Consider the following 23,280-nt stretch of genomic DNA (forward strand, 5'->3'; position numbering starts at 1 on the left):
TATCCCTCCTTTTTATCTGTAATATTATATGTCATATAATATAATAGTTTGATATAATCATAATTAAAGTTGTTCCCCTCTAGAGCTAGAAGGAGGCCTATTTTATGTTAAAAGAATTCAAAACATTCATTGCTCGTGGTAACGTTATTGACATGGCAGTTGGGATAATTGTTGGTGCAGCTTTTACCTCAATCGTAAAATCATTGGTTAATAACCTTATTAACCCCCTTATTGGTTTATTCATTGGTCGAATTGACCTATCTAATCTTGTTTTGACGGTCGGCGATGCTCAGTTTAAATACGGAAGTTTCCTAAATGCAGTCATTAACTTCCTGATTATCTCCTTTGTTGTTTTCTTAATGGTAAAAGCAATCAATACATTCCGCAAAAAAGAAGATAACAAAAAAGATACTCCTAGCGAAGAAGTTATGTACCTCAAAGAAATTACTGAACTTCTGAAAAAGAATAAAGATTAATAAAAATGCTGGTTAAAAGTTTCTAACCAGCATTTTTATTAATACATAATATTTTAATTTTTATACTATATCATTGGAATTGAGTTTGTATACTTGTTACTATCATGGTAGGACAACAAAAGAGGTGATAAAGATGTTCAAAAAGAAAAATTGTCCTACGTCAAATAGCCAAAATGGTGCAACAAATGCATACCAAAAAGGTTATGATCAAGTAGTTAAGGATTATAAGGCTCTAGAACCTTTCAGGAAGTATCCGCAACGAATTATTAATGTCACCAATAAGTTTATTAAAGGTAAGATGCATGCTCTTCGTGACTATGTTGACGGGTATGAAGATGCTAAGCAACAACTTTCCCAAAATTAGTAAAGTATTACCAATCATTGTAAATAACTTCAACTGCTAACCACACCGCGTAATACTTTTTTCGAATGTTGCTATTCATCAGTTCAATACGCGTTTATTAATGTTTATCGAGGCCCTAAGGAGGGATATCTTATGTTATTTAATGTTATTTTTTGGATCTTGGCAATTTGGTTTGTCATTAATGTCATTTGGATGTGGTTCCAACTTAATAATCAAATTCTACAAAAGACTTTCGCTTGGATCAATATTTGTGCAATTGTTATCGGTTTTTGGGTTTATTATGGTGTATCTCATGATGCAAGCGCAATTAACAGTTGGTTTATTGCTATGAACTGGGTTAACATCGCTATTGCTGCTATTCAATTCTACTTTGGTTACCGCACAAGCAATGATAGTACTACTCATCCTGCAAAGTAGACTTATTTACTTTTAACTTTCCTGTTCTTCTAAAATTTTGCACACATCATAAAATAGCTCCTTATTTAGAATAAATGGTAGGAGCTATTTTCGTATTATAAAAGAACACCTCATATGGTATCCCCGAAATAAAAAAGAGTTACGAAAACAATATTTTCGTAACTCTTTTTTATTTAATAATTTAAGACTACTTAAGGGTAACAGTAGCACCAGCGGCTTCAAGCTTTTCCTTGATGTCGTTAGCTTCGTCTTCCTTAACGTCTTCCTTGATAGCTGATGGAGCACCATCAACAAGGTCCTTAGCGTCCTTAAGACCAAGACCAGTAATGTCCTTAACAGCCTTAATAACCTTAACCTTAGCTGAACCTGGTTCAGTTAATTCTACAGTGAAGCTGTCCTTAGCAGCAGCGTCGCCACCAGCAGCACCTGCAACTGCAACTGGAGCAGCAGCAGAAACGTCGAATTCTTCTTCGATAGCCTTAACTAAGTCGTTAAGGTCAGAGATTGATGCTTCCTTTAATGAAGCAATGATAGCATCCTTATCAAAAGCCATGTTTATTTCCTCCAATATTTAGGTAATTAATTTTAAATTTGTATTGTATTGATATACGGCAATTATGCGGCTTCGTCTTCCTTGTCGGCAATGGCCTTGACTGCGCGAGCAATCTTCCGCATTGGATCTTGCAATGCAGATGCAAGCATTGACAACAGTTCTTCGCGACCTGGCATATTTGCGTATTCGTTGATTTCGTCAAGAGTCTTAACACTCTTTTCGATGAAACCACCCTTGATTTCAAGAGCGTCGTGATCATCAGCGAACTTCTTCAAGATCTTAGCTGGAGCAATTGGGTCTTCGTCAGAGAAGGCAACAGCAGTTGGTCCCACAAAAGTAGAACGAAGATCTTCGTAGTCAGTACCTTCAACAGCACGATCAAGAATCTTGTTCTTGATAACTGACATTTGGATACCAGCATCACGAAGTTGCTTACGTAAGTCAGTAACTTCCGCAACAGTTAAACCACGGTAATCTACAACGATAGCACTTTGAGCTGCGTTAAGCATATCAGTAGTTTGCTTAACGATTTCAGCTTTCTTAGCAATAGCTGCTTCACTCATGAATTTTCACCTCCTGCAATGTTTTTTTGATCGGATTTATAAAAAAATCCCTATGACCGCAGACATAGAGAAGGAACTTTCATTTCTTCCTCGGCAGGCATTTGATTAAGGCTTTCGCCACCTGAGTCTTAGGCAGAGTCATATTTAATCAACTGTTACAGTTTAACATATTCTCTGAAGTTCTGTAAAGGGACTTTTTATAATTCTTTTTGAGTTGCTGCCCATTTAGCAATAGCATCTATAATTCGTTCGCTTGCATGCCCATCCCCATAAGGATTCTGTGCCTCACTCATCTTATTATATTCTTCAGGACTATTTAATAGGGACGATAACTCTTTCATTACATTATTAAATTGCGTACCGATTAACTTAAGAGTTCCAGCAGTTACTCCTTCCGGCCGCTCTGTAGTATCACGCAAAACTAGAACTGGTTTATGAAGTGCTGGTGCTTCCTCTTGAACCCCACCCGAATCACTCATCACAAGTAAAGACTTACTCATAATATTATGAAAATCAACAACATCTAATGGGGAAATCAAATGAAAATGATTATCGTTTCCAAAAATTTTATTAGCAACCGCTTGAACTTTAGGATTCAGATGAACCGGATAAATAACGTCAATATCATCCCGTTGATCCACAATCTCTTGAATCGCCTTAAAAGTTTCTTCCATCGGTTTACCCCAATTTTCTCGCCGATGCATGGTAAGTAAAATAACCTTCTTGTCGGGATCAATTTCGTCTAATACTTGGTGATGATACGAATGGTCAATTGTATACCGCAAAGCATCAATGGCAGTATTTCCCGTCACTATAATCCCATGCTGATGATTTCCCATTTTGAGATTGTTAGCACTTGTTTGGGTGGGAGCAAAATATAAATCAGCAAGATCATCAATCATTTGCCGGTTCATCTCTTCTGGATAAGGCGAATATTTATCCCATGTTCGTAAACCAGCTTCAACATGACCAATAGCAACCCGATTATAAAAGGCAACTAAGGCGGAAGCATAGGCAGAACTAGTATCGCCATGAACTAATACAATATCTGGTTGCTCTTTTTGAATAATTGGTTCAAGCTTCGTCATCGTTTCAATTGTAATTTCCGTTAATGTTTGTCCAGGATGCATTATTTTCAAATCATAATCAGGGGTTATTTGAAAAACAGCTAAAACCTGTTGAAGCATCTCAGCATGCTGACCTGTCGAAACCACTACTGATGAAAAGCGATCATCCTGCTCCAAGGCCTTGACTACTGGCCCCATTTTGATTCCCTCTGGACGAGTTCCAAATACCGTCATTACTTTAATCTTTCTCATCATATCTCCCCGCTATTCAAGAAACATTTTTTCCATGTTCCGTTTTTATCCACGAATTTTGGCGAAAACTCCACCGCCAATAAGCCATTATAATACTAAAAATAAGATAACATACATATAGGAAATTCCAAGCGGTAATAAGGCCAATTGGTGTTTTTTTAAGGAGGTTCGTGATAGTGAGCTAAGTCACGATAGTAAAATATTCCAAATATTATTCTCCAAAATAACGAAAAGACTACCAAGCCGGCCATCACTAATGAAAAAGTCATAAGAGTCAAGTGGCCATAAAGATTATGCCAATGAGTAAGGGCAATCGTCGTTAAAATAATAATCGCAACGTCTGCAAGAAAATTAAGCCATGGTTGAAGCAGGAAATAATATATACCAAGTTTCTGTGTCCTGCTTAAAATGCAGCTTTTAATAATCTCGGGAAGATGCTTAAGACAATTTAAATCGCCTTGTACCCACCGGCTTCGTTGACGAATAAACCCTTTAGGAGACGTTAACGCTTCCTGGTAAACGTATGTATCTGTCATATAATCAATATGCAATTTTTTCAGCATCATTTTTATCGTTAATTCGTAGTCATCTAATAGTGCATCGCCCCATGGATGCGCACCGATTTTATCAATAATTGGTTTGAATCGAAAGAACTGGCTATTCCCACTTAAACCAACTGTTTTAGTATACATTCGCATAATTTGGGTCATATGGTTAATACTAAAAAACTCAATATCTTGTAAAATCTGCAGCCAATTTTTAAAGTGTGGATACATTTTAACTCGCATCTGAGTAATATTCGTTCTTGGCGAAGAAAAATAGGCATTTAATCGCTGCAGAGCATTGTCAGCTAATTGAGCATCCGCATCCACTACGCCAATAATAACCTTTTCAAAAGGAACCCGCTGTCGGATAGTGATCTGACAAATATAATCTAGGGCAAAATTCAATACATCCCCCTTGCCTGTATGGGCATTAGAAGATGCCGTCGCAAAAGGTGGACATGCGAGTTAGTAATCTGCTTAATCTGACTAACTGAATTGTCACTACTAGCATCTTTCAAATTGCTTAAATCGCAACAAACATTTGATTGTTCGTTGAATAACTGCTGCCTCATTAAAACATGGAACAATAACACAATATTGTAAATTGTAGTCAATTTTAGCTGATTGTTGGTTTCCCGCGAAGTGATGAAAGTCCCGAGGATACGAAATCATCCGAAATAGCAGACTAATCAATGAATAAACTAAAAATATAAACAGCGCGATCCCCCAAATAAGCGTAAAAATTATAATTATCATCTCTCAATTATCCTTTTTTCATATTTTGGTGGTAAATCAACCAAAATAAAAAACTAACTGCAAAGGATATTACAAACATTATTATTAAAGTAAAGATAACGGCTACTGCCATTTCTGTATTAGTGAAATCTATCATTGACACTATCAAAAACTCCTTTTCCCTTAAAAATTTTTGATAATGCTTATTACTATCCCAATTAGATAGCCAGAAACCCGAATATTTAAAACTTTTCAGCAATTAATATAATTAAAATCACAATTAACTCAAAGTACAGAGGGAGTATATTAACCTACTACATTTTAATGACTAAAAAAGGAATGAACATATGTCAGATTACGTCCACATAAGACAAATAGTGCAATATAAAGGCCTCTAACGCCTGGTAATTTCAAGCGATAGAGGCCTATTATTTATTTACGAGAGCTCTTCTGTCTTGCTCCCATCATCATTTAAATTCGTTTTTTATTAGGATTGTATTTATTAATGGCTAAAATAATTACTTATTAACTGCAGCTGTTAAGGCCGCTCCTAAACGTTTTAAACCAACTTCAATCTGGTCTTCTTTCATATTTGAATAGTTCAAGCGGAAAGCACCAGGTTGAGCTTCACCAGCAAAGAACGGATCGCCTGGAACAAAGGCTACATCATGTTCAAGGCATTCCTTAAATAACTCTACTGTATCGTCAACGCCAGGAACTTCTACCCATAAGAACATACCGCCTTCAGGATTCGTATATTTAACTCCTTCTGGGAAGTACTTTTTAATTCCCTCAAGCATTAAATCTTTACGTTTGCCATATAAATCACTAATTTCTTTAACGTGGGCATCCACATCGTTGTCAGCAAAGAATTGGGCAACCGCGAATTGAGCTAAATTATCTGTATGGAGGTCAGCTGATTGCTTAAGGACCGTTAATTTATTAACCACATCTTCATCAGCAACCAACCATCCTAAACGAAATCCTGGTGCTAATGTCTTTGAAAATGTACTCATGTAAAGAACATGACCCGATTTATCAAATGACTTAACTGCTGGTACATGTTGGCCAGCAAAACGAATTTCACCATATGGATTATCTTCTAGTACATATACATCATATTTTTCTGCTAATTCAGCTAACTGCTTTCGTCGTTCTTCAGTCATTGTCCGTCCAGTTGGATTTTGGAAATTTGGCACAGTATAGATGAGTTTGGTATTTGGATTAGCCTTTAGTGCTTCTTCTAAAGCATCCATCTTCATCCCATCTTCGTCCATCTCAACACTAGCAAAATTAGCACCGTAAGAACGAAAAACATCTAAAGCACAGAGGTACGTTGGCTGTTCAACTAATACAGTATCACCCGGATCAACAAAAGCCTTGCCCACTAAATCTAAGGCTTGTTCTGATCCCGTTGTTACTAAAACATTGTCTAATTCGGAATCCACATTTTCTTTTTCCTTCACATGTTGTTGGATAACCTCACGTAAAGCTGTGACTCCCTTCGCTGCCCCATACTGCATGGCTTCTTGACCGTGTTCTTCAAAAACTTTATCAACAGTTGCTTTCATTTCTTTAACAGGAAACAGTTCGGGTGCCGGCAATCCCCCAGCAAATGAAATAATCTTAGGATCCGCCGCTGCTTGTAAAATTGCACCAACCGCATCCGTACCATCTGCTGGAACACGCTTTGAATATTTAAATTGTGTCATTGTCGTCACTCCTTAATTAATTTTAAACTCAAATGATAAAATCTAATTATTTTTTTAATCTTTTTATCATTGATTAATAATATAGCACAACAAATCTCTATTGTGAAGTAATATTTAAAACAAAAAAAGACTTTGAGCAAAAATCTCAAAGTCTTTTTTCATTTTAACTAATTTAAATTAAAATGTGGTTAAATCAAGCGTAACACTTGGTCCAAATGTTGAAGAAATGGAAGCGTGCTTGATGTATGTTCCACGTACTGAAGCTGGACGAGCCTTAGCCACAATATCTTCTAAAGTAGCCAAGTTTTCAACTAACTTGTCAGTATCAAATGAAACCTTACCGAATGGTACAGCAACGTTACCATCACGGTCAGTCCGGTAAGTTACTTGACCAGCCTTGGCATCAGAAACAGCCTTGGCTACGTCCATCGTAACAGTACCAGTCTTAGGGTTTGGCATTAAGCCCTTAGGTCCGAGGACACGTCCTAAACGACCTACTTTAGGCATCATGTCTGGTGTTGCGATTGCAACATCAAAGTCAAGCCAACCGTCTTGAATCTTTTCTACTAAATCATCGTCGCCAACAAAGTCAGCACCAGCTTCTTGGGCAGCCTTAGCATTTTCACCATTAGCGAAAACAATAACTGTTTGATCCTTACCAGTACCATTTGGTAAAACAACGGCACCACGTAATTGTTGGTCAGCTTGCTTTGTGTCAACGTTTAAGTTAAATGCTACTTCGATAGTAGAGTCGAAGTTAGCGTAGGCAATATCTTTTACTAATTGGACAGCGTCTTTAACAGCGTATTCTTTCTTGCTGTCAACTTTCTTGAGCGCGTCTTGGTACTTCTTACCACGTTTTTTAGCCATCTTGTGTTTTCCTCCTTGCAAATGTGGTCTAACGGAGTTATACCTCCCACGTGGGTGCACTATTTTCATAGTGCATCCCGACTGCTAGTAATTAGTCTTCAACAGTGAAGCCCATGCTACGAGCAGTACCTTCAATCATGCGCATAGCTGCTTCTACGTCAGCTGCGTTTAGATCTTGCATCTTAGTTTCAGCGATTTCCTTAACTTGGTCCTTCGTTACTGAAGCAACCTTGTTTGTGTTAGGTTCACCGGAACCATGTTCAACACCAGCGGCCTTCTTTAGTAAGACAGCAGCAGGTGGCGTCTTAGTAATGAAGTCGAATGAACGGTCCTCATATACAGTAATTACAACTGGGATCAACATACCCTTTTGGTCTGCAGTCCGTGCGTTGAATTCCTTAGTGAAGCCCATAATGTTAATACCTGCTTGTCCAAGTGCAGGACCTACTGGTGGAGCTGGTGTAGCGGCACCGGCAGGAATTTGCAACTTGACAATGTTAGCTACTTTCTTTGCCACGAGACAAAACCTCCTTAGTCCGTGTTGTGGTCATGATGAGGCAGTAAGTTTTACCTCTCCCACAGTATGTTAATAGCATACTTAGAAAACATACCACAATTCTCAATTTATTTCAACAATTTTCAAAATATTAAATTAACTAAAATGTATCAATCTGATCAAAGCCTAATTCAGCAGCCGTTTCACGACCGAACATTTCAACAGTCGCCTTAATCTTTTGCTTTTCGTGATCAACTTCTACAACCTTGGCAGTCATATTTGCAAAGGATCCCGCAATAACTTTTACAGTATCGCCTTCCTTAACATCAATGTCACTAACAGTTGTTTCGGTTCCCATCCGTTTCATAATCCGATCAACTTCTTCAGGAAGCAATGGGGTTGGTTTGGAACCACCACCGTGAGATCCTAAGAAACCAGTTACGCCGGGAGTATTACGAGCAATGTACCAAGCTTGGTCAGTCATTACCATTTCAACCAAAACATAGCCTGGGAATGTCTTTTCAATTGTTTCTTTTGCTTGACCGTCCTTAACCTGGCGAACTTCTTCTTCAGGAACAACTACGCGAAAAATGTAGTCTTCCATTCCCATTGATTGAGCCCGTGATTCCAAGTTACTTTTAACCCGGTTTTCATAACCAGAGTAGGTATGGAGCACATACCAACGTTTTTCATGTGATTCCACGATGAATCCTCCTATCATAATTCAAATCATTTTTCAGTAAAATAAAAAACTTCGTAATAACTACGAAGTTCCCTTAGATTTAGTATAACAAACTAATTTCTATTTGACTACTAATGTTAAACAAAGAGTTTCATCATTAATTGAATTAACCAATCAAATAGAGCAAAGAATAGTACGAAGAACAGAGTCAATGAAACAACAATAGTCGTATCACGACGATTCTCTTTAGCTGTTGGCCATACAACTAGCTTCATTTCGTGGTTAACACTCTTAATAAATCGAATTAAGTGCATATTTTCCTCCACTATCTGCTTTCACGATGAATAGTATACTCACCGCAATGTTTACAGAACTTACGTAATTCTAATCGTTCTTGTCGTTGAGGGTTAGCGGTAATCGTATAATTACGCGCACCGCACTTTGTACATTCCAATGCTACTTTTTTCTGGGACATACTTATCACCTCCACACAGTACTTAGGTTAGCACGAATCAAGGTTTAAAAGCAATAAAATCAAAATTATTTTAAAGGATGACGAGAGTTAAAGCCTTGGTAGATCAACAAACTTGCCGCCACACTCGCATTTAAACTTTGAACATGCCCAACCATTGGAATTGTTAGCATTTCATCACAAGTTTTCTTTAGCAAGGATGAAATTCCTTTACCTTCATTGCCGATAACCAAAGCGACGGCACCATGCGCATCCCATGTTCGGTAATCTTTTCCTTTCATATCAGTACCAAACAGCCAAACACCGCGTTCTTGCAATTCTTTAGCAGTTTGAACCAGGTTTGTTACTCGGGCAACTGGTACATGTTCAATTGCTCCCGTAGATGTTTTGGCAACCACTGAAGTTAATCCTACTGCTCGCCGGCGTGGAATAATAATACCATGAACACCAGCGGCATCAGCAGTTCGCATGATTGAACCTAAATTATGCGGATCCTCTAGTTCATCAAGAATAAGGAAAAATGGATCTTCGTCATGCTTAGCCGCGTTATCAAAGAGGTCATCAATAGTTGCATATTGGTATGCTGCTACAGCTAACACAACCCCCTGGTGATTTTGTCGGTCAGTCATCAAGTCCAATTTATTCTTAGGAACATTCGATACTACTAAGTGGCGTTCTTTCGCTAATTTAACAATCTGGGAAATAGCATCGGCCTTTAACCCCGACTGAATAAAAACTTTATTGATCTCTTGGTCAGATTTTAGTGCCATCACAGCTGGATGTCGGCCAATAATAAAATCCGTATTCTCATTTTTCATGTGCTGTTCGCCCCGCTTCTACTTGTTCGATACACCATTGCGCTAATTCAGCCAATCGCTCTTCTTTACCAGCTAATTTGAGGTAACCCATTACTGCTTCAAATCCGGTAGAAATCCGATAAGTCATAACTGATGTATTCTTAGCGTGAGTATGACTGTTAGCATTTCGCCCACGTTTAAAATACGACCATTCTTCATCAGACAGTAACTCGTCTTCTTTCATCAAGTCAATAAGAGCCGCCTGTGCTTTTGCCGAAACATAGTGGGTAGCAATATGTTGTAGTTTCGTTGGCTTACTAATTCCCTTGGTTAAAAGATGCTGACGAATGTAAACCTCATAAGCTGCATCCCCTAAATAAGCCAAAGCAATTCCATTAAGTTGTCGATAGTCTGCTTGTACCATAAGGATCCTTTCTATTCCTTTTTGTAACGCGTTCCTTGAGGAGTATCTTCAAGAATAATCCCTTGTTTTTTAAGATTGTCTCGAATTTCATCACTTCGCGCAAAATCTTTATTCTTCCGTGCTATATTTCGTTCTTCAATCAATTGCTTAATCTTTTCATCATTGATTTGATTGTCACTTGCTTCAAGCTTAACGCCAAAAATACTCATCAATTCAACAAGCTCTTTTTTGATTGCTTGAATGGCACCTAAGCTAACATTATCTTGTTGAGCATAAACATTTGCATATTTAACTAATTCGTAGACTGTGGCAATCCCGTTTTGAACATTGATGTCATCATCCATTGCTGTAATAAATTGGTGATGGAATTGCTCAAGCCGATCAGTGACTTCTTGAACATCTCCCTCATCGGCATCTTGTTCACGATAAGTCAAGTTATCAAAGGCTATTTGAATGTGATTAAGATTATTTTGCGCATCAGTTAGGTTTGCCTGGCTATATTGAATTGGACGCCGGTATTGCGTAGTCGCCATAAAGAAACGTAAAACCTGAGGATCTACTTCCTTGATAATTTCATGAACAGTAATGAAATTATGGAGAGACTTACTCATCTTCTCGTTGTCTTTTCCAATTGTTACGAAACCATTATGCATCCAGTAACGAACAAATTTTTGGCCCGTTTCTGCTTCACTTTGGGCAATCTCATTTTCATGGTGAGGGAATTCAAGGTCTTGTCCCCCCGCATGAATATCAATTGTCTTGCCCAAGTACTTAGTAGACATCACTGAACATTCGATATGCCATCCCGGACGACCTTTTCCCCATGGTGAATCCCAACTAATTTCGCCGGGCTTAGCTGCTTTCCATAAAGCAAAATCAAGCGGATCTTCCTTTTTATTAACCTCATCCGCACTAACATGTTCACTTGCCCCAACTTCAAGGTCATCAAGTGATTGCCCAGAAAGCTGTCCATAGTGGTTAAACTTTCGTGCCCGATAATAAACATCCCCATCTTTAGGGTAGGCATATCCTTTCTCCACTAATCCTTGCACGAATTTAATGATCTCCGTAATGTTTTCCGTTGCCCGGGGATGAAGAGTAGCTGGCTCAATATTAATTGCTGCGGTATCTTCCATAAAAGCATTGATATACTTCTCCGCTAATTGTGGAACGGTAATCCCTTGCTCGGCAGCTGCCTTAATCATTTTATCGTCAACGTCTGTAAAGTTAGAAACATAATTTACTTTATACCCTTTGAATTCAAGGTAACGTCGGACTGTATCAAAGGCGATCGCACTGCGCGCATTTCCAATATGAATGTAATTATAAACCGTCGGACCACAGACATACATGTTAACAACGCCTGGATGCAATGGCTTAAATTCTTCTTTTTTTCTTGTTAACGTATTGTAAATTGTTAGCATGTCTATCCGCTCCTTAAAAATCATTAATAAAGAATTAATTTGTACAGTTAATCTTACCACATTCCGTATTAGAATAGCATTTCTAATGATATTAATTTGTATCCAAAAAATTATTTACCATTTGGTCATACTTTCTTCACATTCTACTGCTATTATATATATCGTAGTAAAGATGAACTTTACTACATCAATGAAACCTATTATTTTTCAATTACTCCTCCCAATAGTAACCGAAAAAAATATTTTCTTTTTTACGAAATCTCCCCCAAGATTATCGTAATACTCCCTAAGAAGCAGCTTTTTCCCGAGCTGCTTCTTTTTTGTTTTAAAAAATAGCTGGAAGCAAGAAAACTCTATTTCTTCTTCACAGCCATTCTTTGTTATTTTTTCTTATCTTTATTATTTCGGTTTTCTTTATGTTCCGTATCCGTATACTCGTCAATTCCTCGTTGTGAATGAAGCGGACGAGCAAAGATCATTCGACCAGCGTCTGTTTGAAGAGCACTAGTTACTTCAACTTCAATTTGTTTATCCATAAAGTAACGACCATCTTCAACAACCACCATCGTTCCATCGTCAAGATAAGCAACACCCTGTTGTCGTTCAGTTCCTTTTTTCACAACAACAACCGTCATCGTTTCGCCCGGAATAACTCGTGGTCGTAATGATTTTGCTAAGTTATTAATATTCAATACTTGAACATTTTGGAATTGAATTACTTTATTAAGGTTATAATCATTTGTCACAATTACCCCATTGACTTCTTTAGCGAGGGCAATTAATTTGCTATCAACCTCTGGAATATCTTCAAAGTCTCCATCATACATTTCGATTGGAACAATTTTTTCTTTCCGTAACTTGTTTAAAATATCAAGGCCACGGCGCCCACGAACACGCTTAATACTTTCGCCAGAATCAGCGATATATTGCAATTCATATAAAACAAAGTTAGGAACCAGTAATGTTCCCTCTAGAAAACCCGTTTTGACTAAATCATAAATGCGTCCATCAATCAGAATATTTGTATCTAGGATTTTATAATGGTGATAATTATCATCTTGCCGTTCAATCACATTACCACCATCGGTTTTACTACTTTTGGCATGGGTAAATGCTTTACGCCAATCATCTAACCGCGTCGTACCAATTCGAAAACCAAAATAACTAAAGACAATCATTAGAAGGATCGGCAGAATATTATTAATTACCGGAATCCTCGTTCTCCACAATGGAATCGAAATAAGAACTGCTAAAACTAAGCCAATAATCGTTAATAAAGTCCCAAAGAAAAGGTATACAGGACTACGCTTGGTTAGTTCTTTTTCGATTCGCTGGATCAACTTTTCAGTGCCGCTAACCAATGGGAGGGATAATAGCCAGAAAATAAGTGCACCAATAATAATGTCGATAAATACTAATAATGCCGGATTAAGAGCGATGTTCAAAATCCCCCATAATAATGGCAAATAGTAAAATCCCACTGCCGCGCCAACTAGAATATAAATGAGAGTAATCATTCTACGCCGCATTTGCTTCATCCTTTCAATTATTTATTTTACCCCAGCGCTAAATATAACGCCTCTTTAAGCGTTGAGACACCGACTACTTGAATATTAGTTGACGGTTTCCAACCCTTTAAATTATTTTTGGGAATAAAGATTCGCTTAAAGCCAAGTTTTTCTGCTTCAGCAACCCGCTGTTCAATTCGGTTTACCCGGCGAATTTCCCCAGTCAAACCTACCTCACCGACAAATGCATCGGTGGGCTTGGTTCCTTTATCCCGATAACTGGAGGCAATACTTACTGCAATTGCCAAATCAATTGCTGGCTCATCTAACTTAACGCCCCCAGCTGCTTTTAAGTAAGCATCTTGATTTTGAAGCATTAGGTTAGCACGTTTCTCTAATACCGCCATTATCAATGATACTCGGTTTCGGCTCAAACCGGTAGCAGTTCGCTGTGCATTCCCATAAACGGTCGGTGTTACCAGCGCTTGAATTTCAACTAAAATTGGTCGTGTTCCTTCTAATGAAACAACCACCGCTGAACCGGTTGCATCATGTAATCGTTCCTCTAAAAAGATTTCTGATGGATTTTTTACTTCCGTCAGCCCATTTGTATGCATTTCAAAAATACCAAGCTCGTTAGTTGAACCAAATCGATTTTTCACTGATCGCAAAATACGATATGTATGGTGCAGGTCTCCTTCAAAATACAAGACTGTATCAACCATGTGCTCCAAGATCTTTGGACCAGCGATTGCACCGCCCTTTGTCACATGTCCAACGACAAAAATCGTAATGTTATTACTTTTAGCAATTTGCATTAACTGGGCAGTAACTTCACGAATTTGCGATACACTACCAATTGCTGAACTTACATCAGTCGCCTGCATCGTTTGTACCGAGTCAATCACGACATACTCTGGCTTGAGGTCACGAATAGTATCCCGAATACTATCCATATTCGTTTCTGGATATACATAAAAGTCATCCCCAGCAACTTTTAATCGTTCCGCCCGCATTTTAATTTGTGTCCCACTTTCTTCTCCAGACACATATAAAACCCGGTGATGCTCATCACTTAATTGTCCGGAAACTTGTAAAAGGAGGGTCGATTTTCCGATTCCCGGATCTCCTCCAATTAGAATTAGTGATCCGGGAACGATTCCTCCACCTAAAACGCGATTTAACTCGTTCAATTTTGTTTTAACACGGGGAGTCTCTGTACTATCAATCTCATTAATTTTCTGTGGTTTGGCAACTAAGCCGGTTAAGGTGGTGGTTGCTTTTTTGGTTGGTGCAGAACTAGCTTCTACCTGTTCTTCTACTAAAGTATTCCACTCACCACAATTTGGACACCGGCCTAAATAGCGTGGTGAGTTATAACCACAGTTTTGGCAAACATATTGTGTTCGAATTTTTGCCATCGCTTTAATTCCTCTCTAAGTTTATTTATTCTTTTGTTGAACCGAAGCCGCCAGTCCGTTTAGCGGTTGGTTGCTCTTCACTATCAGCAGTTAAATAAGGCATAAAAATCCCCTGACCGATCCGTTCTCCCTTTTTTATATGATAATCTCGTAACCCGTAGTTAATAAGCTGGAAGAAAATTTCCCCTTCATTACTATCATTATCATAATAGTCTGCATCCACAATGCCGATTCCATTTGGTAAAATCAGGCGCCGTTTAAAAGGACCACTTGACCGATTAGCTAATAAGAGAAATTCATCAGGTTGCATGTAGGCTTTGATGCCAGTTGGTACTAAGTATGGCTTTAAGCAGGAATCAGCAGCCTTAAACTCTTCATCAGTTAGCTTTTTTTGTTGATGAATTTGCCAAAGCGCCTTTAAGAAATTGCCTTTCCAAATTGATGGCAGGACGAAATCTTCCGATGCCTCAAAATCATATCCGGCCGCCCGTGTTGTTTGACGTTGGGGTAAGTGTATATCTTGGCCTTTCTTACTAGAAACAATCTTAAATCCACGTTTCATTACGTTCACCTCATAGTGTTTTATTCTTAATAATTCCAGTATACTATTATATGATAGATAATAAGTTAATGGTATCGCTTTGATAACTTGACTTTTAAAAGCAGTTTATCGAAAATTATTATGAAAGGATGCGTTTATATGCAATATCGAGTTGATGGTCAGCGGATCATTGCTTTTGACGATCAAGAACCTTTAGTTGGCGAGATCAGTTTTCCAAAAGTTCCAGATACAAATGATCACGTTGTCGTTGAACGAGTTTTTGTGCAACCAACTTACCGTGGGCAAGGAATTGCAGCTGAACTAGTACGTCAATTTGTGGATTATGCAACAAAAGAGCAATACACCGTCAAGCTCATGTGTCCATATGCGGTAGCGCAATTCAAACTACATCCAGAATATCAGCAACTATTGCCAGTTGCAGATCGCTTTAATTAGGAGGAATATTAATGGATCAAAATGCATTAAAAGAACAAACAGGTAAGGAATCAGTTAAGTACATTAAATCTGGGATGATTGTCGGTCTCGGAACTGGATCGACTGTTAAATATATGGTTGATGAGCTTGGTAAGCAAGTCCAAGAAGGTAAAATCAAAGATATCATCGGTGTAACGACTTCAAACCGAACTGCTAAACAAGCACGCGACCTCGGAATTACAATTAAAGATATTGATGACGTTGACCACATCGATTTAACTATTGACGGGGCAGATGAAATCAGTGATGACTTCCAAGGAATCAAAGGTGGCGGTGGCGCCCTCCTTTGGGAAAAGATCGTTGCCAATGCCTCAAATAAAGTAATGTGGATTGTCGATGAAAGCAAACTCGTCCACAAACTTGGCGCTTTCCCCCTTCCTGTTGAAGTAATTCCATTCGGTTCTCAACATGTCTTTGACCGTCTTGAAAAGAAAGGCTACAAGCCGACTTGGCGGATGGATGGAGATAAAAAGTTCCGTACTGATGAAAATAACTATATTATTGACCTTCATCTTGGCGAAATTGATGATCCTAAGGCCTTAGCTGACGAATTGATCCACATGGTTGGAATTGTTGAAACTGGTTTATTCTTAAATCGAGTTAACGACGTAATTGTTGGTACTTCAGAAGGTCCAAAGGTATTGCACGCTCGTTAATTCAATCTATTCAAAGGAGATATTGCAAATGAGCTTTTCAATTAATAAAGAAGATATCGCTAGTTTTCATAAAAACTACCGTCATCACCCTAACAGCAGTGTCTTAGAAAATACTGTTACAAAAAACGGTGTACGGAATGCCAGCTTTAATTGGCATTCAATTGCTGATAATACTCCTCATTTCTCTATTGACCTTAAGACGGGGGACGTTGCTGATCAAAAACAATCCGGTCGTTGTTGGATGTTTGCAGCACTGAACACAATGCGTCATGATATGCAGCAAAAATTTAACTTACCTGATAATTTTGAACTTTCCCAAGCCTACCAGTTCTTCTGGGATAAGTTTGAGAAATCCAATTATTTCTACCAAAACGTAATTAAGACTGCTAAAAAGCCTACCGACAGCCGAAAAGTTTCATGGTTAATGAACGAACCACAAAACGATGGTGGCCAATGGGATATGCTTTGCGCCCTTATCAGCAAGTATGGGGTTATGCCAAAAGCCGCAATGCCCGAATCATTTAACTCTTCTAACTCACGGGGAATTGATGAAGTCTTAAACAACAAGCTTCGTCACGATGCCGTTATTTTGCGAAAAATGATTAACGAAGATCATGCAAATGAAGAAGCAATTAACGAAACGCGCCGTAAGATGTTGAACGAGAATTACCGGATGCTTGCTTACACATTTGGTGAACCGGTTAGTCACTTTGACTTCGAATATCGGACAAAGAAGGACAACGAATTCCACCGCGATACTAACCTTACCCCACAAGAATTCTTCAAGAAGTATGTTGGCTGGAATCTTGATGATTATATTTCAATCATCCAAGCACCAACTGCTGATAAGAAGTACCACCAAACTTACACCATCGATATGCTTGGCAATGTCGTTGGTGGCCGCGAAATCAAGCACTTAAACCTACCAATGGATGAATTCAAGCAACTCGCGATTGAACAATTAAAGAATGGCGAAAGTGTTTGGTTTGGTTCAGATGTTATTAAATATTCAGAAACTAAACTTGGGATTATGGCCCTTAACACCTATGACTACGACAAACTATTTGACGTTGATCTTGAAATGACCAAAGCTGAAGCACTTGATTATGGTGAAAGCATGATGGATCACGCAATGGTTATCACTGGTGTTGACCTTGTTGATGGGAAGCCAACCAAGTGGAAAGTTGAGAACTCATGGGGTAATAAGGTTGGCCATAAAGGTTACTTTGTTATGAGTGATGATTGGATGGACAAATACTGCTACCAAGTTGTTATTAATAAGAAGTACCTTAGCGAAGATCTTAAACGTGATTACGCTAAGAGCCCTGTTGTTCTTAAGCCTTGGGATCCAATGGGAACTTTAGCATAATAATTTAACATTAATCTGTGAAAAAGCTGTGATAAATATATTTTATTTATAGCTTTCAAAAAAGATCTCTAACACTGTAACACACAGACGTTGGAGATCTTTTTTACTTATTCAGTAATATCTGCACCGAAGTACTTTTCAGATAGCTTCTTGACTGTTCCATCTTGTTGAAGTTCCTTAAGTGCCTTGTTGTAGGAAGATTGAATAGCAGTATCTTTCTTGTTAAAAAGTGCTGAAATCTTAGCTGGATCTTGTTCACTAGAAACATCAATCATCTTAAGACCCTTAGTACTGTTCTTCTTGCTGTAAGCGTACCAAGCTTCACGGGAGTTAACCGTCCCGGCAGCCCGACCTTGCTTGATCATATCTAAGGAACTAGCAAAATCGCCATTTGGTGTAAGGTTGCCTTTATATTTTTTAACCACATTCGCATTATTAGTTCCTGTCCCAGCAATAATCTTCTTGCCTTTAATATCCTTCAAGCTCTTGATATTACTATCAGTAGGAACAATTAATGCAAACCGTGACTTGATATATGGAGTAGAGAAATTATATTGCTTTGCTCGTTCTGGTGTCTGTGTAATGTTGTTCATTACTACATCAAACTTACCTGAACCAAGACCGGCAATTAGTGAATCCCATTTAGTTGGTACAAAGTTAGCTTTTAAGCCCATCTTTTTAGCAACTGCTTTACCAAGGTCTACTTCAAAGCCAGTTAATTTGTTATTTTTACGGTAAGAGTACGGGGAGTAAGTTCCCTCAAGGCCAATTGTCAATTCTCCCTTATGAACTAATTCTGAATTAACAGCTGATGAAGCAGCAGAAACACTTGTGATTCCTGCAGAGGTACTGACTGTTAAGGCTGCAATTGTTAATAGTGCTTTCTTCCAAAATTTCATTATTCTAAACTTCCTTTATTTTAAATTTTCCATTGTCATCGAGGCGATAAAGTTTTTAATTCGTTTGTTTGGATTATCTGGAGCAAAAAACTCGTCTGGAGTACCATCATATAAAATTTCGCCGTTCTCGACAAAAATAATCTTATCCGCAACATGTTTCGCAAAGACCATGTTATGAGTAACAATTACCATTGATTGTTTTTCTTCAGCTAATTGCAACAGGACCTTCAATACACTAAGCTCTAATTCCGGATCAAGGGCAGAAGTCGGTTCATCCAGTAAGATATACTTTGGTGACATTGCCAGTGCCCGAGCAATCGCCACCCGCTGTGCCTGTCCGCCAGATAATTCATTCGGATAGGCATCTCCGTAATCTGCTAAGCCCACTTTAGCAAGTAAATTATGCGCGTTTGCAATTGCTTCCTTTTTCGCCTGTTTCAAAACCTGTGTTGGTCCTTCAATAATGTTACCAAGGACAGTTTTATTAGGGAAAAGATTGTAGTCTTGGAAAACCATCCCTGTTTCTTGACGAATTGCCAACTTATCTTTATTGCTTACTTTTTGACTAAAATCCAAATGATGATCATCAAAATCGTATTGGCCGCTCTCTGGTATTACTAATAAGTTAAGTGAGCGGAGAATTGTTGATTTACCAGATCCAGATGGACCAACCATTACTGTTGTTTTACCTGCAGGAAACTCTAACGTGGTATTTTTCAAGACATTTTTATTACCAAAACTTTTATTAATATTTGTTAATTTCATTTTTCTCACCTATTATTTGCATTTACTTGACGGTCTACTACCCGCTCAAGATACCCTTGGAAATAGGATAAAACTGTCGTAAAGACCGCGTAGACCATTGCTACTAAAGTATACATAAGTAATGGTTGATAGTTTTCGGCCGCAATTTGTTGACTGACGGCAAACATTTCCATAATTGTAATTGAAGCAGCCAATGAGGTGTCCTTGACCAAACTTATAAAACTGTTTGATAAGGGCGGTAAAGCTACTCTTAAGGCTTGTGGTAAAATAATTCGCCATAAGATTTGCAACCGCGTCATTCCGATTGCTGCGCCCGCTTCCCATTGCCCAGTTGGAACTGAACTGATCGCTGCCCGAATTGTTTCTGAAGCATAAGCACCGGTATTAAGTGAAAATGTAATAATGCCGGCTGTAAATGGTTCTAATTTTATTCCATGCGGTAGGACTCCCTTAATTCTCAGATATGGCAGTCCAAAGAATACAATAAATAATTGAACCAACAGCGGTGTTGACCGAAAAAGCCAGACATAAAAACTAGCAATCCATTTAAGAATCATGAATGCACCACGTTGACGAGAAAGACGAATTAAAGCTGTTACTAGTGCAATAATCAGTCCAAAGAAAAATGAAATAATCGCTAACGGAATCGTATATTTAAATCCCGCTGCTAAGAGTTGTGGTAAAGATGTCTTGATAATTTCCCACATAAGTCACAGTTTCCCTTCTTCTATAATTAATCTAATTTTTTAAGTGCTTGTTGCAAGTCAGCAATAATATCTTCAGGGTCCTCAATTCCCACTGAAAGACGAATCAACTCATCTTTAATTCCGTTTTCTAATCTTATTTCCCGGGGAATAGATCCATGGGTCATGACAGCTGGAACTTCAATCAAGCTTTCAATTCCTCCCAAACTTTCCGCAAGATCAATTAATTGTAGATTTTCAACAAACTTCTTCGCATCTAAACCATCCTTAAGTTCAAAGGAGATCATTGCTCCAAAGTTCCGCATTTGCTTAGCCGCAATCTCATGACCAGGAAAATCTTTTAAGCCTGGATAATAAATTTTTCCAATATGGTCATCGTTTTGGAGAAAATTAATAACTTCATTCGCATTTTCTTGGTGAGCTCGCATCCGCGCACCGAGAGTTTTCATTCCCCGTTGTAATAGCCAACTATCATCAGGGCCAAGTGTACTACCGATTGAGTTTTGCAGGAATGCTAATTGTTCAGCAATCTCATCATCGTTAGTAACTGCTAATCCGGCAACAACATCACTATGACCGCCTAAATATTTGGTTGCGGAGTGAACAACAATATCTGCCCCAAGAGTTAACGGTTGTTGGTTATAAGGGGTAGCAAAGGTATTATCAACAATTGTCTTTATTCCATGCTTTTTTGCGATATCAGCAATTGCTTTAATATCAGCGATTTGCAAGAGCGGATTAGTTGGCGTTTCAAAATAAACTGCAACGGTATTATCTTGAATTGCATTTTCGACTGCTTCAAGGTCTTGCATGTCAACAACAGTAAATTCAAGGCCAAAGCGTTTTAATACCTTGTTGATTAACCGGAATGTTCCCCCGTATACATCACTACCAACTACAAAATGATCGCCTTGAGAGAATAAAGAAAAAGTAGCATGAATAGCAGCAGATCCAGAAGCAAATGCAAAGCCGGCTGTCCCATGTTCAAGCTCTGCGATTAATTTTTCAAGAGATGCACGTGTTGGATTTCCTGTTCGAGAATATTCCCATTTAGGTTCACCGCCAAGAACATGTTGATGGAATGTTGATGAACGGTAAATCGGTGTTGAGACCGCACCAGTGGTTGGATCTTCACTATTACCGCCATGAATTAATTGTGTATTGAATTTCATAATATCTATCTCCTTTAGAATGCAAAAACGAATACAAAAAAGGCACAAACTCAAGAACTTCTCACTTGAATTTGCGCCTTATGCATTTATTCCCGATTACGTTAGCAGTTACTCAACTAAAAGTAAGCACGCCAAACTGTGGGTCGCATAAGACGCGATCCACAACAACAAACAGTAGCGCTAATTAATTGTTTGTTAAACATGACGTGTTCCTCCTAACTTAGTATGTCAAAATCATAACTTATAAAAAATAAGTTGTCAATACAATTACTAAAATTTATTTAAATTGATCGTCAAGAAACTTCTGCACAATGTTATAAATTGTTGGACTCCAGAAATCTCGTTCATGGTTCGCACCCTTAACCCGGTACGCTTCAACAGAATTTCCATTATCCTTCAACCGCATATACATTTTTTCCATTTGTTCATATGGAACAACTTTATCAGCATCTCCGTGGAACAATAAAAATGGTGGATAGTTTTGCCCATCTTTGACTTGATATAGGGGACTCATTTGCTTTTCAATTTCTGGCCACTTTGATACATCAGGCACCAATAAGCAATATTGCAGTAACTTATTTCCTGGAACATTAGCATCATACTCAAACGTCTTCTCCACGTCCATTGGTGCAAAACAACTAACCACCGCATTTACTGCATCCGATTCGTCTTGATAAAGGTCAACTTTATAGTGCGGATCATCACCCGTTAAGCCGACTAGCATTGCCGCATTGGCTCCAGAGGAAGTACCCCAAATTGCAACCTGTTGCGGATCAATTGCATATTTTTGCGCATTGGCCCGTAAGAAACGGATGGCTGTCTTAACATCTTGCAAAAACGCAGGAAATGGGTGACCATCAATTGAACTACGGTGTTGAACAGTCGCTACAATATACCCGGCCTGAACAAATTGAACCAGTTGTGGAATTTCTTCTCCCATTTTTGGGGTTCGCCACGAGCTTCCTTGAACAAAGACAATCAATGGCCGAGGTTCAGTTTGATATTGTTTTGGGAAACGTTGCGTCCACGGTGCTAAGATCGACATATGTAATGCCTCACCATCCATCGCACCATAAACAATATTTTCAATCAAGCGTACTTGGCCGCTTAACGTTGGGTTATTTGCTAATTCGTGTATTGTCATCAATTTCACCATCCATTGTTATAAAAGTCTTTTTAATGACATTAAGGTGATCATCAAAGCAATATAAAATTGGCTTGCCATTTGGAACTTCCACTTTATCAATATCGTTATCTGAAATACCATCTAAATATTTAATTAGTGCCCGCAAAGAACTACCATGGGCAACAATTAACTGATTATGTCCATCAATCAAACGAGGCGCAATATGGTCTTGCCAATATGGGAGGAGTCGTTGGAGCGTCATTTCTAAACTCTCACTAAGCGGAATCTTAACTCCTAAGCGATCATAGCGGTGATCATGCTGACGTTCTTTTAATTGTGGTGGCAAATCTTTAAAACCACGCCGCCATTTATGAAGCTGTTCTGCACCAATCTCTTTCTTCACTTCATCTTTGTTCCGGCCACTCAATGCCCCATAATGACGTTCGTTTAGTCGCCACGTTTTATGGACAGGAATATATAACTGATTAATTTCTTCTAGGATAATATTAGTCGTCATGATTGCCCGTTCCATGTAAGACGTATATGCATCACTAAATTGGATACCCAGTCTTAGCAATTCCTTGCCGACTAATTCACCCTGTTCAATTCCTTTAGGAGTCAACGGAACATCAGTCCAGCCAGTAAAAATATTATCACGGTTAGCTTGACTTTGCCCATGACGTACAATTACTAATTCTGCCATTTTTTCACTCCCCTTTGCCACTATCTTATAATAGCGCATTTTACTAGTGCTTAACAATTAAACTAGCTGCAG

28 protein-coding genes and 1 other annotated feature are annotated in these 23,280 nt (G+C 38.5%); of the genes, 6 read left to right on the forward strand and 22 right to left on the reverse strand.

Annotation, left to right across the window (positions count from 1 at the left end; all coding sequences use genetic code 11):
• Window positions 1-104 precede the first annotated feature (104 nt).
• The 3 genes from mscL (at window position 105) to QOS06_RS06090 (ending at window position 1,257) form a co-directional block, all read left to right on the forward strand.
• Window positions 105-476, forward strand: coding sequence for a large-conductance mechanosensitive channel protein MscL (mscL, locus tag QOS06_RS06080; protein WP_003670538.1), 372 nt, complete (start codon window positions 105-107; stop codon window positions 474-476).
• A 133-nt stretch (window positions 477-609) separates the two neighbouring features.
• Window positions 610-840: a hypothetical protein gene (locus QOS06_RS06085; RefSeq protein WP_139561175.1), complete on the forward strand. Its 231-nt coding sequence runs from the start codon at window positions 610-612 to the stop codon at window positions 838-840.
• Window positions 841-972: 132 nt separating this feature from the next.
• Window positions 973-1,257 carry a hypothetical protein gene (locus QOS06_RS06090; RefSeq protein WP_139561174.1) on the forward strand — a complete coding sequence of 95 codons (285 nt, stop codon included), beginning with the start codon at window positions 973-975 and terminating at the stop codon, window positions 1,255-1,257.
• Between the two features lie 187 nt (window positions 1,258-1,444).
• On the opposite strand, the gene rplL is transcribed toward QOS06_RS06090, so the two are convergent.
• The 16 genes from rplL to QOS06_RS06170 form a co-directional block, all read right to left on the reverse strand.
• Window positions 1,445-1,810, reverse strand: coding sequence for a 50S ribosomal protein L7/L12 (rplL, locus tag QOS06_RS06095; RefSeq protein WP_003666310.1), 366 nt, complete (start codon window positions 1,808-1,810; stop codon window positions 1,445-1,447).
• A gap of 62 nt (window positions 1,811-1,872) precedes the next feature.
• On the reverse strand, window positions 1,873-2,373 hold the full coding sequence (gene rplJ / locus QOS06_RS06100) for a 50S ribosomal protein L10 (protein ID WP_003666309.1): 501 nt from the start codon (window positions 2,371-2,373) through the stop codon (window positions 1,873-1,875).
• A gap of 32 nt (window positions 2,374-2,405) precedes the next feature.
• Window positions 2,406-2,524: a sequence feature (ribosomal protein L10 leader region), on the reverse strand.
• 46 nt (window positions 2,525-2,570) lie between these two features.
• A complete protein-coding gene (gene wecB, locus QOS06_RS06105; protein ID WP_182589891.1) occupies window positions 2,571-3,692 on the reverse strand; it encodes a non-hydrolyzing UDP-N-acetylglucosamine 2-epimerase in 1,122 nt (373 codons plus the stop codon).
• A 158-nt stretch (window positions 3,693-3,850) separates the two neighbouring features.
• A complete protein-coding gene (locus QOS06_RS06110; RefSeq protein WP_231119689.1) occupies window positions 3,851-4,642 on the reverse strand; it encodes a glycosyltransferase family 2 protein in 792 nt (263 codons plus the stop codon).
• An 848-nt stretch (window positions 4,643-5,490) separates the two neighbouring features.
• A complete protein-coding gene (locus tag QOS06_RS06115; protein ID WP_107690470.1) occupies window positions 5,491-6,684 on the reverse strand; it encodes an aminotransferase-like domain-containing protein in 1,194 nt (397 codons plus the stop codon).
• Window positions 6,685-6,861: 177 nt separating this feature from the next.
• Window positions 6,862-7,554 (reverse strand): 50S ribosomal protein L1, encoded by a 693-nt coding sequence (gene rplA / locus QOS06_RS06120; RefSeq protein ID WP_003666300.1) that lies wholly within the window; start codon window positions 7,552-7,554, stop codon window positions 6,862-6,864.
• Between the two features lie 91 nt (window positions 7,555-7,645).
• Entirely contained in the window at window positions 7,646-8,071 is a 426-nt protein-coding gene (gene rplK / locus QOS06_RS06125) for a 50S ribosomal protein L11 (protein WP_003666299.1), read from the reverse strand.
• A 139-nt stretch (window positions 8,072-8,210) separates the two neighbouring features.
• On the reverse strand, window positions 8,211-8,753 hold the full coding sequence (nusG, locus tag QOS06_RS06130; RefSeq protein WP_003666296.1) for a transcription termination/antitermination protein NusG: 543 nt from the start codon (window positions 8,751-8,753) through the stop codon (window positions 8,211-8,213).
• 116 nt (window positions 8,754-8,869) lie between these two features.
• Entirely contained in the window at window positions 8,870-9,046 is a 177-nt protein-coding gene (secE, locus tag QOS06_RS06135) for a preprotein translocase subunit SecE (RefSeq protein WP_003666294.1), read from the reverse strand.
• Window positions 9,047-9,057: 11 nt separating this feature from the next.
• Entirely contained in the window at window positions 9,058-9,207 is a 150-nt protein-coding gene (gene rpmG, locus QOS06_RS06140; protein ID WP_003666293.1) for a 50S ribosomal protein L33, read from the reverse strand.
• Window positions 9,208-9,272: 65 nt separating this feature from the next.
• A complete protein-coding gene (gene rlmB / locus QOS06_RS06145; protein ID WP_003667343.1) occupies window positions 9,273-10,022 on the reverse strand; it encodes a 23S rRNA (guanosine(2251)-2'-O)-methyltransferase RlmB in 750 nt (249 codons plus the stop codon).
• Window positions 10,012-10,425, reverse strand: a complete 414-nt coding sequence (locus QOS06_RS06150) for a Mini-ribonuclease 3 (RefSeq protein WP_003670544.1) — start codon at window positions 10,423-10,425, stop codon at window positions 10,012-10,014. The genes rlmB and QOS06_RS06150 overlap by 11 nt, the downstream gene beginning before the upstream one ends.
• Window positions 10,426-10,436: 11 nt before the next feature.
• A complete protein-coding gene (cysS, locus tag QOS06_RS06155; protein WP_107690467.1) occupies window positions 10,437-11,849 on the reverse strand; it encodes a cysteine--tRNA ligase in 1,413 nt (470 codons plus the stop codon).
• 380 nt (window positions 11,850-12,229) lie between these two features.
• Window positions 12,230-13,387, reverse strand: coding sequence for a PIN/TRAM domain-containing protein (locus QOS06_RS06160; protein WP_003670546.1), 1,158 nt, complete (start codon window positions 13,385-13,387; stop codon window positions 12,230-12,232).
• Between the two features lie 17 nt (window positions 13,388-13,404).
• Complete coding sequence (gene radA, locus QOS06_RS06165; RefSeq protein ID WP_003670547.1) at window positions 13,405-14,778, reverse strand: DNA repair protein RadA; 1,374 nt, start codon at window positions 14,776-14,778, stop codon at window positions 13,405-13,407.
• 25 nt (window positions 14,779-14,803) lie between these two features.
• Complete coding sequence (locus QOS06_RS06170; protein WP_003670548.1) at window positions 14,804-15,340, reverse strand: dCTP deaminase/dUTPase family protein; 537 nt, start codon at window positions 15,338-15,340, stop codon at window positions 14,804-14,806.
• A 138-nt stretch (window positions 15,341-15,478) separates the two neighbouring features.
• Between QOS06_RS06170 and QOS06_RS06175 the strand changes: the two genes are divergently transcribed.
• From QOS06_RS06175 to QOS06_RS06185, 3 genes are read left to right on the forward strand one after another with little or no spacing between them, the layout of a single operon-like run.
• A complete protein-coding gene (locus tag QOS06_RS06175) occupies window positions 15,479-15,775 on the forward strand; it encodes a GNAT family N-acetyltransferase (RefSeq protein ID WP_003666282.1) in 297 nt (98 codons plus the stop codon).
• 11 nt (window positions 15,776-15,786) lie between these two features.
• Window positions 15,787-16,470 (forward strand): ribose-5-phosphate isomerase RpiA, encoded by a 684-nt coding sequence (gene rpiA / locus QOS06_RS06180; protein ID WP_003670550.1) that lies wholly within the window; start codon window positions 15,787-15,789, stop codon window positions 16,468-16,470.
• Between the two features lie 28 nt (window positions 16,471-16,498).
• Window positions 16,499-17,839, forward strand: coding sequence for a C1 family peptidase (locus tag QOS06_RS06185; RefSeq protein ID WP_085719644.1), 1,341 nt, complete (start codon window positions 16,499-16,501; stop codon window positions 17,837-17,839).
• 107 nt (window positions 17,840-17,946) lie between these two features.
• Here the strand turns inward: QOS06_RS06185 and QOS06_RS06190 are convergent, their stop codons facing one another.
• The 6 genes from QOS06_RS06190 to QOS06_RS06215 form a co-directional block, all read right to left on the reverse strand.
• Window positions 17,947-18,738: a transporter substrate-binding domain-containing protein gene (locus QOS06_RS06190; RefSeq protein ID WP_283595660.1), complete on the reverse strand. Its 792-nt coding sequence runs from the start codon at window positions 18,736-18,738 to the stop codon at window positions 17,947-17,949.
• A gap of 15 nt (window positions 18,739-18,753) precedes the next feature.
• On the reverse strand, window positions 18,754-19,503 hold the full coding sequence (locus QOS06_RS06195) for an amino acid ABC transporter ATP-binding protein (RefSeq protein ID WP_003670553.1): 750 nt from the start codon (window positions 19,501-19,503) through the stop codon (window positions 18,754-18,756).
• A 5-nt stretch (window positions 19,504-19,508) separates the two neighbouring features.
• A complete protein-coding gene (locus tag QOS06_RS06200) occupies window positions 19,509-20,210 on the reverse strand; it encodes an amino acid ABC transporter permease (RefSeq protein ID WP_003667322.1) in 702 nt (233 codons plus the stop codon).
• Between the two features lie 26 nt (window positions 20,211-20,236).
• Window positions 20,237-21,379, reverse strand: coding sequence for a trans-sulfuration enzyme family protein (locus QOS06_RS06205; protein WP_085680194.1), 1,143 nt, complete (start codon window positions 21,377-21,379; stop codon window positions 20,237-20,239).
• Between the two features lie 277 nt (window positions 21,380-21,656).
• Window positions 21,657-22,523, reverse strand: coding sequence for an alpha/beta hydrolase (locus tag QOS06_RS06210; protein WP_283595661.1), 867 nt, complete (start codon window positions 22,521-22,523; stop codon window positions 21,657-21,659).
• On the reverse strand, window positions 22,498-23,247 hold the full coding sequence (locus QOS06_RS06215; protein WP_139561170.1) for a 2,3-bisphosphoglycerate-dependent phosphoglycerate mutase: 750 nt from the start codon (window positions 23,245-23,247) through the stop codon (window positions 22,498-22,500). The genes QOS06_RS06210 and QOS06_RS06215 overlap by 26 nt, the downstream gene beginning before the upstream one ends.
• Window positions 23,248-23,280: the final 33 nt, after the last annotated feature.

The organism is Limosilactobacillus sp. DJ3M12 (assembly GCF_947381695.1).
GTDB lineage: Bacteria > Bacillota > Bacilli > Lactobacillales > Lactobacillaceae > Limosilactobacillus > Limosilactobacillus kinnaridis.